The sequence below is a fragment of the Paenibacillus sp. FSL H7-0918 genome, assembly GCF_038007025.1.
Taxonomy (GTDB): domain Bacteria; phylum Bacillota; class Bacilli; order Paenibacillales; family Paenibacillaceae; genus Paenibacillus_AQ; species Paenibacillus_AQ odorifer.
Genome location: NZ_JBBOWJ010000003.1, coordinates 703,515 through 718,185 on the forward strand (window position 1 = coordinate 703,515; position 14,671 = coordinate 718,185).

Genomic DNA, 14,671 nt, shown 5'->3' on the forward strand with positions numbered 1-14,671 from the left:
ACTTAGAAGCTTGATGCAGTAGCGACATTCTTAAACCTTTTCAAACGACGAACCATCGTCCTCATCCTTTTCCTAATTGATGCCGTCATTGTAACAAACGAATGATTTATTCGTCAAATCAACCGTATTGTCCCAACTCAGCTCAATTATGAATTTATCGGATTACGGCTAGCCTTAACATGTTTAAGCTGGGCAACTATAATGACGCTAATGATCACTAGAAGGAACCACGAACTGATCTTACTGAAACTAACCAGTTGCCACGTTTGATATTGATCAGGATATTTCCATGCATTAAAAAATGTAGCGATATTTTCAGCTAACCAGATAAAAAATCCTACAATAAAAAAGGCCAGTGTCAAGGGCATTCGATAGGTAACCGTCCGTACCCTATAAATGATCCATGTTTTCCAGAAGACAACAACCACAAGCGCTGTCAGCCACCAACGAAAATCAGGAATGAAATGATGTGTGAAAAAATTTAAATAGATGGCTCCTCCCAACAATCCCGCTGAAGCAAGCCCCGGCCAACCGGTCATATCCATTTTCAATCTTCGCCATATCTGGCACATAAAGCTTGCGACACTTGCATACATAAATCCACTATAGAGGGGTACACCAATCACCTTCGTAAACCCTGGCTCAGGGTATGCCCATGAACCCATCTTTACCTTATAGATTTCCAGCAATAAACCAATAACGTGGAACACACAGATTACTTTTATTTCATCCAGCGTCTCTAATCCAGTACGGTACATGAGGTACTGCACTGTAAGCAGTATTAGAAGAATGGCATCATAACGGTAAAGAAAAGGCATTTCTATTATGTTAGAAAGAGCTAAAGTCCCAAAAATCGCAACTGGAAATATGCAACTCATCGCCTGATGATATCCGAAATGCAGCAATTGTGTTATTGACTTCATTCTTATGTTTCCTCATCATTTTTGTATTCTAATAGATCTCCAGGCTGACATTCCAAAGCCTTACAAATTGCCTCTAACGTTGATAATCGCACCGCTTTTGCTTTTCCATTTTTCAATATAGAAAGATTAGCCATTGTTATTCCAACTCTCTCCGAAAGCTCAGTAACACTCATTTTTCTTTTGGCCAGCATCACGTCGATATTAATTATAATCGCCATTGTTTTCACCTCAGACAGTTAAGTCATTTTCTGATTTTATATCAATAGCTTCTTTTAAAAGCTTTTGTAGAACTGCAGCAAAAACGGCAATCACCATGGAGGCAAAAATGATAATCAAGCCGATGACTATAATCCCTGGGGCATCATCTTTCTCCGCCATGAGGTAAAAGAGTGGCATACCAACTACATACAAGCAACTGATGATGATTGCACAATATTTTATTTTCTTTAAAACCTGTACAGACATTTCCGAGAAAGCATTGTTCTTGTCAATATAGCCTAACAGTTTAAAAGCTTGATACAGTGCAAAGTAAAAAGGTATCGCCGAGGCATACAAATCAATGGCAATGAGATATTTCAATAAACTATAATCCGGATACAGTTCTGCTGCGAAACTCGCTATTTCCGGCACCACAAATATGCACAAGGCAAGCACCGGGATACCAATAAGAATAACCACTGCCCTTAAAAAAAGTGTTGATCCTCTTTCCATAATAAACACACCTCACAGATTTATTGTGAATTGAATTTATCATATTATTTATCGTTTTACAATATATTTTAATCGATATACAGTTATTATTGGTTGTTTTATAACTTTCGACTAAAAAGCCGAGCTAATTGACTTTTGAAGTCACTAGCTCGGCTTATTTCACCTTTTCATATCTCTTTATCTCTATTTTTCTATTCTACAAGTAATTCTAATACTGACCAAGATCGATAAAATTCAAATCCATGTTAGCTTCATCTTCAGCCTGATTTGCAGCCTCTGTAGATACTGCTTTTCCTTCGTATTCAAGGTTACCGCTTGTCAAATTGAATACATATAGACGATTACCTTTGAAGTACTTATTATCCATATTCTTATAACCCACAATATAGAGATAGTCTTGTTTAAAATCATAGGTAATGTTTTCACTTAAATCTATATTTGTATTCTTCAGAGTAGTCTCATATTCTTTACTCACGAGATCGTAAGAAATAACAGTAAATCCTATATTCTCCTTACCCGATACAGCTTTTTGCAGGAAATAAATTTTCTGTCCATACGCATTCATAATATTATTCAATAACATTTCATGCCCTTGGAAAGCGAGCGGCGAGATTTGTCCGGTTGCAACATCTACTTGATATGCCTTTTTATGATTATCTTTACTAACCGTTAAAATCCATTGATCCGAGTGATCCAGATTTTGATTGGCTAACCTAACGAATTGATTATCCCCATTTGCTGCTTCAGATTTAGCTCCTGGTAATACGAGCGGCTCATTCGTAATCTCCTTTGTTGTTAGATTAACACGGATAATCTGCGGTTCAGTTACATAACCTTTGGCGCCGTGATTCAAAAACACCATTGCAACAAGCTCTTGATCAACAAGCTGTACATTTTGTACATAGATATCTGAAATATCATGATCCACATTGATATCGGATCTGATTTCCTGCGTATTATCCTTTTGCTTATTAAGCACAGAAATACTGAGTCTAGCATTTTTCTTCGCTGATGGATCATTTGATTGCTGCTTATCTACGGTCCAATTCACGTAAGCAAGCATATCCTGATTTTCATAGAACCCAGCTAAGTTCTTCTTCCCACGCATGAACTGACGATGCTGATCCCTCCATTTATCCAATTGTGTGTTCACTGGTCTTCGGTTTAAGCTTTGGCTGATCGTTAACTTTTCATCTGGATAATCTGTACCATTTGTAGTGATATTAGCTCGTTTGATGCCAAAAACACTATCCTTAGTCAGATAATTTCCGTATAAGGCTATACCTTCAACGAGGGAAGCATCCCCTTGAACCATCGTCAGCTTATAATTAGGTAGTGTCTCTTGTGAGGCCTGTACATAATACGTCCCGATTGTAACAACCGAGAACACTACAAGAACGGCGGTAACCATATATTTTCTCATTCCTTAACCTCCATACCCCTTCAATTATACCGATATTTTCTTACGCAATAGATATAAGCTGTACCAAAGCGAACCTCCAGCAATAATCACTATTAATCCGAGACAAGCACCTATGATCTCTCCGGGATAGAAGTAGCTATCATATCTGCTATAACCCATAAGATAGGGTATTGAGGCTAATCCAGCCAGAACCGCTAAGTATAATATGATAAAGCCGATCCCTTTCAGTCTGTAGCTCCGCTCCATTAGAATCGCTGTGAACAAGACGATCAAGCCCGTAATGCCCAGTCCATAATATAGAACAAACTCAGAAAAGTAGGGCGGAACCAGAACTTTAAGCACAGTAGGATACTTCAAATAATCAAATACCGAGATGTTCCGATATAGTTCAGCAGGAAGAATCGACTGTGCTATCAAACGCTCCAGTGGCACAAGCACAATTTGCAGGGCAACAAGTCCAAATGCGAATAGCAAGATCGTAACCAGCTTGGCAAAATACAAATTCGCCCGATTGGATGGCAAGGTGAGCAGGCGATATACTATCGTATTTTTACCTCTCCAGTCACGGTACCAGATGAAGCAGCTATATATTAGCAACACTGTTATGCTCAAAAATATGGGTCCGAAATATAGAAGTCCATTATAGCGAGCATACATCATACTGTTTAGCTGAATATATCCAGTCACATTGTGATATTGCTCAAGCGTCCATTGATTCACTCTCATTGCCTCATTCGCAGAATCCAGCCAATGATTAGCACCGATGGTGACTGCTGCAAGCTGCAAGGCAACTGTCAGCACCATGAGTCCAATATATATTTTGGCAAATCGGTTCATTTCAAAATTCAATAGCTTCACAAAAGCTCTCATTTCATGTACACCTCTCTCATTACGTCCGTAATGGACTTACCTTCCTGCTCGCGAACTTCTTCACAGTAGAATTCACGTTCTACCTTCCCATGCTGTAGCAAGACCGCTTTATCAATTAAATGCTCAATATCGTTAATTTCATGAGTTGTAATAATCACACCACGATCCTCGATCAATTCACTCGTGAACACATCAGTAATTTGCTCGCGGCTGAACATATCAATTCCCGAGAACGGCTCGTCCATTAGGATGTAATCACAATCCAAGGCAAGTCCCAGCAACAAATTCACCTTCGCAGCCATCCCTTTCGACAATGAGGATACGCGATCTGAAGAGCTCAGTCGGAAGAACTTAAGCATTTCCTTTGCACGTTCAGCGTTCCAATTCCGATAAAAGTCAGCCATAAAGCTCAAGCAATCAGCAATTCGCATATTAGAGGGCATCGTTAACGAATCTGGAATGAAAGTGATTTTCTCATACATCGCAGGCGTTAGTGATGCGTTATCGATTAAGACTTCCCCTTTGAATGGTGTCAGTCCCATGATGGACTTCAGCACTGTTGACTTCCCGGCACCATTGATTCCGATCAGGCAGGTAATCTCTCCCTTGGCAGCAGTGAAGCTAACGCCATTTAGTACCTTCTTGAATCCATAATTCTTTACCATCTGATTCACTTGGATCATCTTGTGTCACCACCCTCTGGAGATAACTTGCGCTCGGATGTATATTTTGTCTTTATGATCTCTACCAGTTCTTCAACTGGAATTTGAATATTCTGAATGGAGCTGATGAATATATCCACTGCACTTTCGATTAATTCAGCTCGAATCGAGTTTAGGATTTGCTGATCCTGTGTAATTCGGCTCGGGGAATTCCCTTCTGTTACGATCAAACCCTGTTCCTCCATTTCCTTATATGCCTTCTGCGCCGTGTTCGCATTAATCTTCATTACTGATGCCAGTTCACGCCGTGAAGGAATTTTGTCTCCCGCTCCGATTTGCCCTGTGGCGATCTGTTCCTTGAAATGACGCACAACTTGAATATATACCGGCTCACGAATATTAAAGCTGACGCCTGATTTCTGTTCTTCTGTCATACAACCAACTCCATATACTAAGTGTGTGTACTAAGTGGTTCATACATCTCATTTATGTACTATACGTGTAATACACTTTTGTGTCAATAGTTCAGATTTGAGCAAAAAAAAACTGCCTCTCGGCAGCTCTTTTATTACTAAAACACCTTTTGATTAAAAACATGTTCTTTTCCACCTAAACCCAGTGTATCTGCTGTTGTAGTGTGAATTTTCTGCAGAAGCACGGGATTATCCATTAGCGACAAGCCATAAGAAGGAATCATTTCTTTAATTTTGGGTTCCCATTCTTTTATATATTGAGGGAAACATTTGTTAAGCACTTCAAGCATCACGTGAACAGCCGTAGAAGCTCCAGGGGAAGCCCCTAACAATGCTGCGACCGAACCATCAGCGGCACTAATAACCTCCGTACCAAATTGAAGTGTGCCTTTGCCAGCTTCTGTATCTTTGATAACTTGCACACGCTGACCAGCTACAACAAGATCCCAATCTTCAATTTTGGCATTGGGGATAAACTCTTTCAGTTCTTCCAGACGTTTTTCTTTCGATAACAGCACTTGTTCGATCAGGTATTTTGTTAATGACATATTTTTAGCACCTGCCGACAGCATTGTTATGAGGTTATCCGGTTTCACAGAAGTTATTAAATCAAACATTGAGCCCGTTTTTAAGAATTTAGGTGAGAATCCGGCAAATGGTCCAAATAGCAGTGATTTTTTATTGTCGATAAATCTTGTGTCTAAGTGCGGTACGGACATTGGAGGGGCTCCAACTTTAGCTTTGCCGTATACTTTGGCATGATGCTGCGCAATAACTTCCGGATTATTACACACCATAAAAATACCGCTTACTGGGAATCCACCGATATGTTTTCCTTCAGGAATACCGGATTTCTGCAGTAAGTGCAGGCTTCCTCCCCCGCCACCAATAAACACAAATTTCGCTGTATGTTGTTCAATGTTACCGCTGGCATTTCTGATTTTTAGATCCCATAAGCCAGCACTGTTGCGCTTCATACTATTGACACTATGTTTGTAGTGGAGATCGACGTTTTTACTCTTTAAATGCTCAAATAAGATACGCGTTAAAGCACCAAAGTTAACATCCGTTCCAGAGTCAATTTTTGTAGCCGCAATGGATTCGTTCGCAGGACGATTTTGTATAATAAGCGGAATCCATTCCATCAGTTTTTTAGAGTCAGCGGAAAATTCCATCCCTTGGAATAAAGGATTTTTTGAGAGCGCTTCAAATCTTTTCTTTAAAAAAGCTATATCCTTCTCCCCTTGCACCAAACTCATATGAGGTAACGGCATAATAAAGTCCTGGGGAGTATGTATCAGCTTGCGATTTACAAGATAAGACCAAAACTGCATCGAAAGCTGAAACTGTTCATTAATCTGAATAGCTTTGCTAATATCTATAGATCCGTCTGGCTTTTCAACAGTATAATTAAGCTCACAGAGCGCCGCATGCCCGGTTCCTGCATTATTCCATTCATTAGAGCTTTCTTCCCCTGCTTTTTCAAGCTTTTCAAATACTTTAATTTTCCATTCCGGTACTAATTCCTTCAAAAGTGTTCCTAAAGTCGCACTCATGATTCCGGCACCAATTAAAATGACGTCTGTATCAGTTGCACTTTTGCCCATTATTACCATCCTTATCCCCTGAATTTTGCAGAAAGGATGTGGGCGCTCCTTCTTAGGCGTCACACCTTTTCTGTATCAATTATAACCTTATCATGGTGTATTACAATTATTTATAAATTTAATATCTACTATTATATGAAAAAAATAAAATATTTAAAAGCTTGTAAAAAAGATAGAAATAAGTCCTCAAGATTTATGGAACAAAAAAAGGCTGCATCATGCCCTGTTCTCATTGTAGACAATTCCGTTTTGATAGCCCATCCCCACTATTGTTTTTTGAATTTCCTGATCTACTTTTCTTTTAAAAGTTGCAAACTCTAATGTGGTTAAGCCGATTGGAAGCTCTTGTTCTATAAATGAATCAAAATCGATCGCCGTTTTGAAAATACGAAGCTTGTGCAGAAAAGGTAATTGCTCCATTCCCGTCAAATGAGCCAATGTTTTGCAATTCATAATCGTTAGCTCTTCCAGTGCCTTCATCTGCTGATCAAAGTTAATCTCACGTAGCTGGATTTGATCTTCAATCACAAGCTTTTTTAACGCACGAAAAACCGAAATATTACTCAGGTCATGAAAGCCACGGACTCTACAAATTTCCAGGCTCTCGATTTCATTTTCTTCGATGTCCTGAATATGTTCTCTGCCTCCAAGTAAAATACGTAGGTCTTTCAATTTCTTTAGCCGATTAATAAAATGTAAGGGTTTGTTGCTGATGGAGTGCAGCGCGAGATAGGTAAGATCCTCCAGATCTCCAATAGCATCAAGGTTTTTAACCTTACCTATAACATGCAACTGTTCTAAACGGGAGAATTCTTTTAGGTATTCCAGATTAAGCATCTTTTTCTCCGAGCTAATATTTAAAATACTTAGAGACCGTAACGTATCTATACTCAGAATTTCCGGATTTTCAAGCTCATATATCCCCACGCTCAGACTATACAGGTTATTCAGCTTAGCCAATACGTTCGTGTTATGTGCCTGGTGAAGACAATTCAGCAGCAGCATTTTAACATTTGGAATCTGCAGGAGTGTCTCACAATCAAAGGATACAGAATAGTGGCCATAAAAACGCACTCCAAAATTTTCATCAAAACGCGCGCAAAGCTCATTTACTTCATCCAGAATCGAACCATAGGTCGATGGATCAGAGAACTGGACAATAACTTGGTTGCCGCTGTACAAGTCTTGCTGAATCTGAACTGGATCTAGTGAAATGGGATCATTGATCAGAATCCTTCTTTTCCATGTAACACTCATTCCTAATCCCTCCTACTTGCCGTTAATCATCAGTGTATATTTATTGTAAATCTACGAATTACTTACCCAAGAACATAATTACATAAATCAACCCCATGGACAAGCTACCAAGGAAGGTTACAGGTTATTTAGAGTTTCGTTGATTTAGGAGGATTGAGTACAAGTGTTTTACATTAAAATACAATAAGCTGTATCATTCGTAGATTACTCTACTTTTGATACAGCTTAATTATCATTTATTCAGCCTTCTGCGATGAACTATAAATCCCCGCCACCAACTCCAGCGCTTTTATCCCTTCAGCACCATCCAACCAAAACTTTTGGCCCCTGGCTACATGCTCATAGAAGTCCTCAATCAGTCTCTTATGCCCGGTGCCCCAATAGGATTTACCTTCCGTGGCACTGAAACTAGGCTCGCACAGCAAGGTTTCCTTTCCATCCTTCCAAAGATACAAATGATCTCTGCGGAGGTTGATAGTACCCTTTTCAAAAACTAGCTCCAGCTCCACTGGAGAATTCTCCAGATAGGTATTTGTACCATAAAAAAGCCCTCTGACATTACTAGTGAAATCGATGCAGGCATGGGCGGTATCTTCTACCTCTATGACCCCATTTAGCACATCCGTGGTAATACTCCCTTTCACCGATGCCACCTCTCCACCAAACCACTGAAGTAAATCCAGTGTATGAATGGTTTGGTTAATTAGCAGACCTCCACCTTCCGTAGACCAGCGTCCTCTCCAGTTACTATCGCTATAATAACTTTCGCTACGGTGCCAGGTCACGATTCCTTTCATACAGAGCAGCTTCCCATATATTCCTGAGTCAATCACCTGCTTAATATACATCGAGGCATCATTATAACGGTTCTGAAACACCACACCAAGCTGACCTGTGCTTTGCTGTGCGGCTTCAAGTATTCGTCTGGCTGAAGGAAGATCTGCCGCCATAGGCTTTTCGGTAAGGACATGTTTTCCTGCTTGTAACAACTCCGTAGCCATCTCTGCATGTAAATAATGAGGCGTACAGAGATGTACAACATGAATACGGTCATCCTTTAAAATTTCTCTATAATCATTAGTGGCTTGGCAGTCATATTCATTAGACGTCTGCAATGCTTTATCAGCATCAATATCTGCAACCGCAAGTAGTCTCACACCATCGATGCCTGTTAATGTTTTTGCATGAAGAGGGAAAATGGCTCCGCATCCAATAATGGCTGCTCCAAGTTCTTTCATTTATATTACCCTCCGTTCATCATTCCATCGTTATCTGAGTATTGCTGGGGTTAGATTGATCGCTTGCTCTTGAGCCTTCAGACATAGCTCGGCAGCTTTGAACACATGGGTCTGTGTCATCGCCAGCTCTGTCCGATTCAGACAGTCAAGGATTAGCTCACCAAAGAAAGGAAAACCAACCTTTCCTGCTACATGCTCATAATGTTCCCCTTCCCCATTGACCCAGTACACATGATCCGGTGTATTTGAACGACTTATATCAGTATATTTACGCAGTTCAATGTATCCTTCAGTCCCCATAATCATCGTGCGCCCGTCTCCCCAAGTGCCCAGCCCATCAGGGGTAAACCAATCCACGCGAAAATATTGTGTTGCCCCATTGTCCCCTACAAGAGTAGCATCACCAAAATCCTCTAATTCGGGATAAGTCGGATGATTGTAATTGGCCACTTTACTATGAATAACCGAAGCATCCTGACAATCTGCATAATACAAAAATTGTTCTATTTGATGACTGCCTATGTCACATAGAATCCCACCATATTTCTCCCTTTGGAAAAACCATTCCGGCCGGTTAGGAGCATTTAGACGATGTGGCCCTAATCCAATGACTTGCAGGACACGGCCAATAGCGCCTTGTTGAATCAGCTGCCCCGCATAGATAGCGCTTTCAACGTGAAGGCGTTCACTATAGTAGACCATATATTTCTTATTGGTTGCAGCTGCCATTGCTCTAGCGGTTTCAAGCTGTTCCAGGGTCGTAAAGGGGGCTTTATCCGTAAAATAGTCCTTACCGTGAGCCATTACTCTATTGCCTAAAGGTCCTCGTTCAGATGGAATTGCGGCCGCTGCAATTAATTGTACTTCGGGATCTTCCAGAACTTCTTCCATTGATCCGGCAGCTTTGACACCGGGATATTTACTAATAAAATTTCTGACCTTTTCCTCGTCCGGATCATATACCCATTTCAGCTCTGCCCCTGCCTCAACCAGTCCGTTACACATCCCGTAAATATGACCGTGATCTAGGGCAATAGCGGCAATGATGAATTCCCCCGCCTTCACTACGGGTTTGGATTCATACGTTGGTGCATAGGTCATCCCATTTTTTCGATTCATAGAAACCCTCCTTCTATTAGTATTACTCCATTCTATAAGGTATTAAGAAGATACCGCAGACTGATCTCCAAGCTTTCAAAAGGATCACGGCGGCAAACATCCTGCTCCACTACGAACCATTCAACACCCGTTTCGCGACAGACATTGATAATTTCTTTATAGTCCATATTCCCTTCACCGATTTCAGCAAAGATCTGTTTTCTATTAACAATCGCCATATCTTTTAAATGCACTACCTGCATTCGACCTGCAACTTTGCGTATCCATTCGGCTGGACTCCCTCCGCCCGCTTGAACCCAATATAAATCCAGCTCAAAACCAACGGCAGGATCAGACTCAGTGAGCAGAATTTCCATGCCAGTCAATCCATCAAACCGTTCAAATTCAAAATCGTGATTATGATAAACAAATTGCAGATCATGTTGTTCTTTTAGTGTAACTGCAATGCCCGACATCAGCTTGGCGAATTCACGGTAACCTTCTTGCCCCGTACGGAATTTTTCCGGTAAACTTCCTAGTCCAATATTTTTGCAGTTCCACAGCTTATGTTCAGCGGCTAAAGCATCTAAATCGTTCACTAGCCGATCCCAAGACACATGGGTTGCACATATTGCCAGTCCTGCTTCATCTGCATACTCTTTTACGAGCTTCGGATCGATTGGCCCGATGCCTGAAATCTGAATAGCTTCATAACCCATAGCAGAGACCTTTTGAAAAGTGGATTTTAAATCCTCCGCAGTTTTAGTAAAATCACGTAATGTGTACATTTGAGCAGCAATGGTTGAACGATTCATAGGATCTTTCCTCTCTGATTAAAATTTAATGAGTTCCCTTAACATCAAAGGTTTGGGCGGCTGTGGTTTCTTTGTTGAAGTTAGAATTCTCCACCTTTTCCATGAGCTTCTCATAAAATAAATCTTCATCAATCGGTAACTCCACCCAATCGTCGGTCCAAGCCGATAAATACATCCCATTAGATAGCGTTAGACCGTGAATGCCTTCCTCACCCGGAGCTAACAATTTCTCATCGTGTAGAATGGCATTCGTAAAGTTCCGCAAAATTCCTTTATGCTGTTCCCCGCCACCCTCTTCTACAGGAATCTCACATTTCCAACATTCTGGACTGCCGAATCCTCCCGTAAACTCTGCATTGAATTGCGGCTCCGGCGTGCGTAGACGCCAAAAGGTTAATTTCCCGTCTTCCACTACGATTTTTCCATGATCACCAGTAATTTCGAAACGGTTAGTTCCCGGTGCTTCACCTGTTGTGGTGATAAAAAGCCCTGTCGCACCATTTTCATATTCCACATAAGCGGTTACATCGTCTTCAACCTCAATATTGCGGTATTTACCAAAATGACAAAACGCTCTGATCCGCTTAGGCATCATACCTGTCGTCCACTGCCATAAATCTAGTTGATGAGGATCTTGATTCAGCAGCACCCCACCACCTTCGCCTGCCCATGTAGCCCGCCAACCACCGGAGTTATAGTAACTTTGTGATCTGTACCAGTTGGTGATAATCCAATTTGTGCGGCGGATTTCGCCTAGTTCACCAGACTGAATGAGATCCCTAAGCTTTTGATACAAAGGATTCGTCCGCTGGTTATACATGATTCCGAATTTGCGATCAGACTTTGCTGCAGCTTCGTTCATCTGCTTAACAGCTTTGGTATAGACCCCAGCCGGTTTCTCAACCAATACATGATAGCCATATTGAAAAGCCTCGATAGCTAAAGTTGGATGATCATAATGTGGAGTACAGATTAATACTGCATCTATGAGATGAGACTCATATAACTCTTGGGGTGTTGCAAATTTCTGTACACTTTCCGGTAAATGCTCTTCTGCCCATTTCAAACGTTCTTCCCTTACATCACATACAGCTGCAAGCTCAGCATCTTTAATATGATTCAACAGACTTTGTGCATGTGCACTCCCCATATTCCCAATTCCAATAATGCCATACCGTACTTTATTCAATCAGATCACTTCCCTATTTGAGGTTATGTTATGAGAATATACTTAATTAATAGACATGAACATGAGCGAAACTAAGCATTATTTGCACAATAATAAGATGATTTAGTTAAATTAATTCGTTATAATAAGGATAATCAAGTCATAGAGGAGCTAGATGATGAATAATCCAGGTAACCTTACCGGCAGATTCCTCCAGAATCTTACCGTAAAAGTGACCCATGCCCAACTTAGAAGCGGATATAGCGGGTGGAATCGTACGTTGGAAACTCCAACCTTTAATCGGCTGTATTTTATTGACCGCGGTGAGGGAAAAGTTATCATTAACGGTGTTACTTATTATCCGAGAGCAGGTCAGCTAATGATCATGCCCGCAGGAAGCACTCAAACTACAGAGACGTCAATGAATGATCCCTATACACGCTATTTCTGCCATTTTGATGCTGATATTGGGGAGTGGCCCTTATTCCATTCGGCAAACAAACTGTTTATCTGTGATGCGCCCAACCCAGATTCCGTACGGGTTATTTTCACAGAAATGATCGAACAGTTTCAAAAAGATGATGTATTGTCCATTCTGCGTACTCAGGCGAACGTCCTCAATCTAATTGCTACTTGTCTTGAATCGAACGAGAATATCAAAACAGACTTTATGCAAGAATTTATACATACGGGGGATCAAGGAAAGCTCGCCTATGTGCTTCAATATATTGATGAGCGGCTGGATAAACCCATAGAAATAGAAGAGTTAGCAGAAATTGTCCACTTACATCCGAACTATTTCATCCCCTACTTCAAGAAATTTATAGGGGTTCCCCCCATGCATTATGTACAATTGAAAAGAATGGAGCATGCTAAAAGACAGCTTTCTTATAGCAATTTCAGCATTTCAGATATCGCGGAGCAAGTCAGTATGGAATTAGCCCATTTCTCTAAATATTTCAAAAAGACAATAGGAATCTCCCCTTCTGCCTATCGTAACAGCACTAAGTAAATTTATTAGGGAATGTCCTAATCTATGTGTTGAACTATAATAAAAAGGCTCTAACCTACAATTTTGAGGTGGTGAACGATATTCTTATCAGAACAGCATCTATAAGCGACATTCAAGAGATAGCAAGACTCTCAAGCCAGCTTGGATATCCTTTGAATATCGAACAATTAGGAGAAAGACTACAAGAAATCGGAACACACAAAGATCATACTGTATATGTAGCTGAATCAGATCACCAATTGGTAGGATGGATACATGCGACCGTTCGAATCTTACTTGAATCTCCTTCATTTATTGAAATCGGAGGTCTTGTTGTTGATCAGACTTGCCGCGGAGAAGGAATTGGCAGACAGCTTGTAGAAACCTGTGAACGATGGGCAATCCAAACAGGGTTTAGCAAAATTAGAGTACGTACCAATCAAACCAGAGAAGATGCTGTACAGTTCTATAATCATATAGGATTTTCGCCAAAAAAATCACAGCATGTACTTGATAAGGAACTTTAATCACACTCAGGACTTTTAGGGAGGCTCAATGGTTATGATAGAATTAACTTTGCATCCAGCATTAGAAGGGAAAATCGCTGTGATTACCGGAGGAGCCGGTGTATTATGCCGGGTTATGGCGCTAGAGTTAGGTCGGCAAGGAGCTAAAGTCGCGATTCTAAATCGCACCGCAGCTAAAGGAGATTTGGTTGCCGCTGAAATTACAGCCGCAGGCGGTCAAGCGATTTCACTCTCCTGTGATGTTACAGATCAACAGAGTGTTATGAGAGCCGCAGAAGCCGTTAAGAATCACTGGGGGCCTTGCGATCTATTAATTAACGGAGCTGGCGGAAATGATTCCTCAGCAAATACGACCCAAGAGATTTTCAAAAATGATGACCTGGAGAACCCGGACATATTTACTTTTTTTGACCTTAGTGTAGATGGATTTCGCAATGTGATGGACCTTAATCTGATTGGAACATTGATCCCAACCCAAGTTTTTGCCAAGCAGATGCTCGGCAGAACGGGCACATCTGTTATTAATATTTCATCCATGAGTGCACCTTCTCCAATGACCAAAGTACCTGCCTACAGCGCTGCCAAAGCAGGAATTAATAATCTCACCCAGTGGCTCTCCGTTCATTTCGCTGAGTCTGGTATACGTGTGAATGCCATTGCCCCTGGCTTTTTCCTTACTAAACAAAATGAGAAGCTGTTGGTTCGTGAAGATGGCGAACTTACAGACCGTTCCCAAAAAATCATCTCTCATACTCCAATGCGCCGCTTTGGAAAGCCGGAGGATCTGCTTGGCACACTACTCTGGTTAGCAGATGAAGCAATGTCCAGCTTTGTGACCGGAGTTACCGTCCCCGTTGACGGTGGATTCTTGGCTTATTCGGGAGTATAGACTAATCTAATGAGGGATT

16 protein-coding genes are annotated in these 14,671 nt (G+C 41.0%); 3 read left to right on the plus strand and 13 right to left on the minus strand.

What is annotated here, in order from left to right; all coding sequences use genetic code 11:
* Positions 1-146: 146 nt before the first annotated feature.
* The 13 genes from MHI15_RS22920 to MHI15_RS22980 all read right to left on the minus strand — a co-directional run bounded on the left by MHI15_RS22920 (position 147) and on the right by MHI15_RS22980 (position 12,266).
* Complete coding sequence (locus MHI15_RS22920) at positions 147-923, minus strand: DUF817 domain-containing protein (RefSeq protein WP_341164926.1); 777 nt, start codon at positions 921-923, stop codon at positions 147-149.
* 2 nt (positions 924-925) lie between these two features.
* A complete protein-coding gene (locus MHI15_RS22925; RefSeq protein ID WP_076129351.1) occupies positions 926-1,141 on the minus strand; it encodes a helix-turn-helix domain-containing protein in 216 nt (71 codons plus the stop codon).
* A gap of 10 nt (positions 1,142-1,151) precedes the next feature.
* The gene (locus tag MHI15_RS22930) at positions 1,152-1,634 is read right to left on the minus strand and encodes a DUF2975 domain-containing protein (protein ID WP_341164927.1); all 483 of its coding nucleotides are present in this window, start codon (positions 1,632-1,634) and stop codon (positions 1,152-1,154) included.
* A 208-nt stretch (positions 1,635-1,842) separates the two neighbouring features.
* A complete protein-coding gene (locus MHI15_RS22935; RefSeq protein WP_076194266.1) occupies positions 1,843-3,057 on the minus strand; it encodes a hypothetical protein in 1,215 nt (404 codons plus the stop codon).
* Between the two features lie 24 nt (positions 3,058-3,081).
* On the minus strand, positions 3,082-3,927 hold the full coding sequence (locus MHI15_RS22940) for a hypothetical protein (RefSeq protein WP_248548200.1): 846 nt from the start codon (positions 3,925-3,927) through the stop codon (positions 3,082-3,084).
* Positions 3,924-4,610, minus strand: a complete 687-nt coding sequence (locus MHI15_RS22945; RefSeq protein WP_076135047.1) for an ATP-binding cassette domain-containing protein — start codon at positions 4,608-4,610, stop codon at positions 3,924-3,926. The genes MHI15_RS22940 and MHI15_RS22945 overlap by 4 nt, the downstream gene beginning before the upstream one ends.
* Positions 4,607-5,023, minus strand: a complete 417-nt coding sequence (locus MHI15_RS22950; RefSeq protein ID WP_076129346.1) for a GntR family transcriptional regulator — start codon at positions 5,021-5,023, stop codon at positions 4,607-4,609. The genes MHI15_RS22945 and MHI15_RS22950 overlap by 4 nt, the downstream gene beginning before the upstream one ends.
* A 137-nt stretch (positions 5,024-5,160) precedes the next feature.
* Positions 5,161-6,669, minus strand: a complete 1,509-nt coding sequence (locus MHI15_RS22955) for a malate:quinone oxidoreductase (protein WP_076129345.1) — start codon at positions 6,667-6,669, stop codon at positions 5,161-5,163.
* A gap of 216 nt (positions 6,670-6,885) precedes the next feature.
* Positions 6,886-7,926, minus strand: a complete 1,041-nt coding sequence (locus MHI15_RS22960; RefSeq protein ID WP_076194272.1) for a hypothetical protein — start codon at positions 7,924-7,926, stop codon at positions 6,886-6,888.
* Between the two features lie 236 nt (positions 7,927-8,162).
* Complete coding sequence (locus tag MHI15_RS22965; protein ID WP_076194274.1) at positions 8,163-9,164, minus strand: Gfo/Idh/MocA family protein; 1,002 nt, start codon at positions 9,162-9,164, stop codon at positions 8,163-8,165.
* Between the two features lie 30 nt (positions 9,165-9,194).
* On the minus strand, positions 9,195-10,283 hold the full coding sequence (locus tag MHI15_RS22970; protein ID WP_076129342.1) for a Gfo/Idh/MocA family protein: 1,089 nt from the start codon (positions 10,281-10,283) through the stop codon (positions 9,195-9,197).
* Between the two features lie 32 nt (positions 10,284-10,315).
* Positions 10,316-11,077 carry a sugar phosphate isomerase/epimerase family protein gene (locus MHI15_RS22975; protein WP_076129341.1) on the minus strand — a complete coding sequence of 254 codons (762 nt, stop codon included), beginning with the start codon at positions 11,075-11,077 and terminating at the stop codon, positions 10,316-10,318.
* Positions 11,078-11,102: 25 nt separating this feature from the next.
* Positions 11,103-12,266, minus strand: coding sequence for a Gfo/Idh/MocA family protein (locus MHI15_RS22980; protein WP_076129340.1), 1,164 nt, complete (start codon positions 12,264-12,266; stop codon positions 11,103-11,105).
* Between the two features lie 154 nt (positions 12,267-12,420).
* On the opposite strand from MHI15_RS22980, the gene MHI15_RS22985 reads away from it, so the two are divergent.
* Genes MHI15_RS22985 through MHI15_RS22995 form a run of 3 tightly spaced genes read left to right on the plus strand, consistent with a single transcriptional unit; the run spans position 12,421 to position 14,652 of the window.
* The gene (locus MHI15_RS22985; RefSeq protein WP_305953559.1) at positions 12,421-13,257 is read left to right on the plus strand and encodes an AraC family transcriptional regulator; all 837 of its coding nucleotides are present in this window, start codon (positions 12,421-12,423) and stop codon (positions 13,255-13,257) included.
* Positions 13,258-13,286: 29 nt separating this feature from the next.
* On the plus strand, positions 13,287-13,763 hold the full coding sequence (locus MHI15_RS22990; protein WP_076129380.1) for a GNAT family N-acetyltransferase: 477 nt from the start codon (positions 13,287-13,289) through the stop codon (positions 13,761-13,763).
* A gap of 34 nt (positions 13,764-13,797) precedes the next feature.
* Complete coding sequence (locus MHI15_RS22995) at positions 13,798-14,652, plus strand: SDR family oxidoreductase (RefSeq protein WP_076194276.1); 855 nt, start codon at positions 13,798-13,800, stop codon at positions 14,650-14,652.
* The last annotated feature ends 19 nt before the right edge of the window (positions 14,653-14,671 follow it).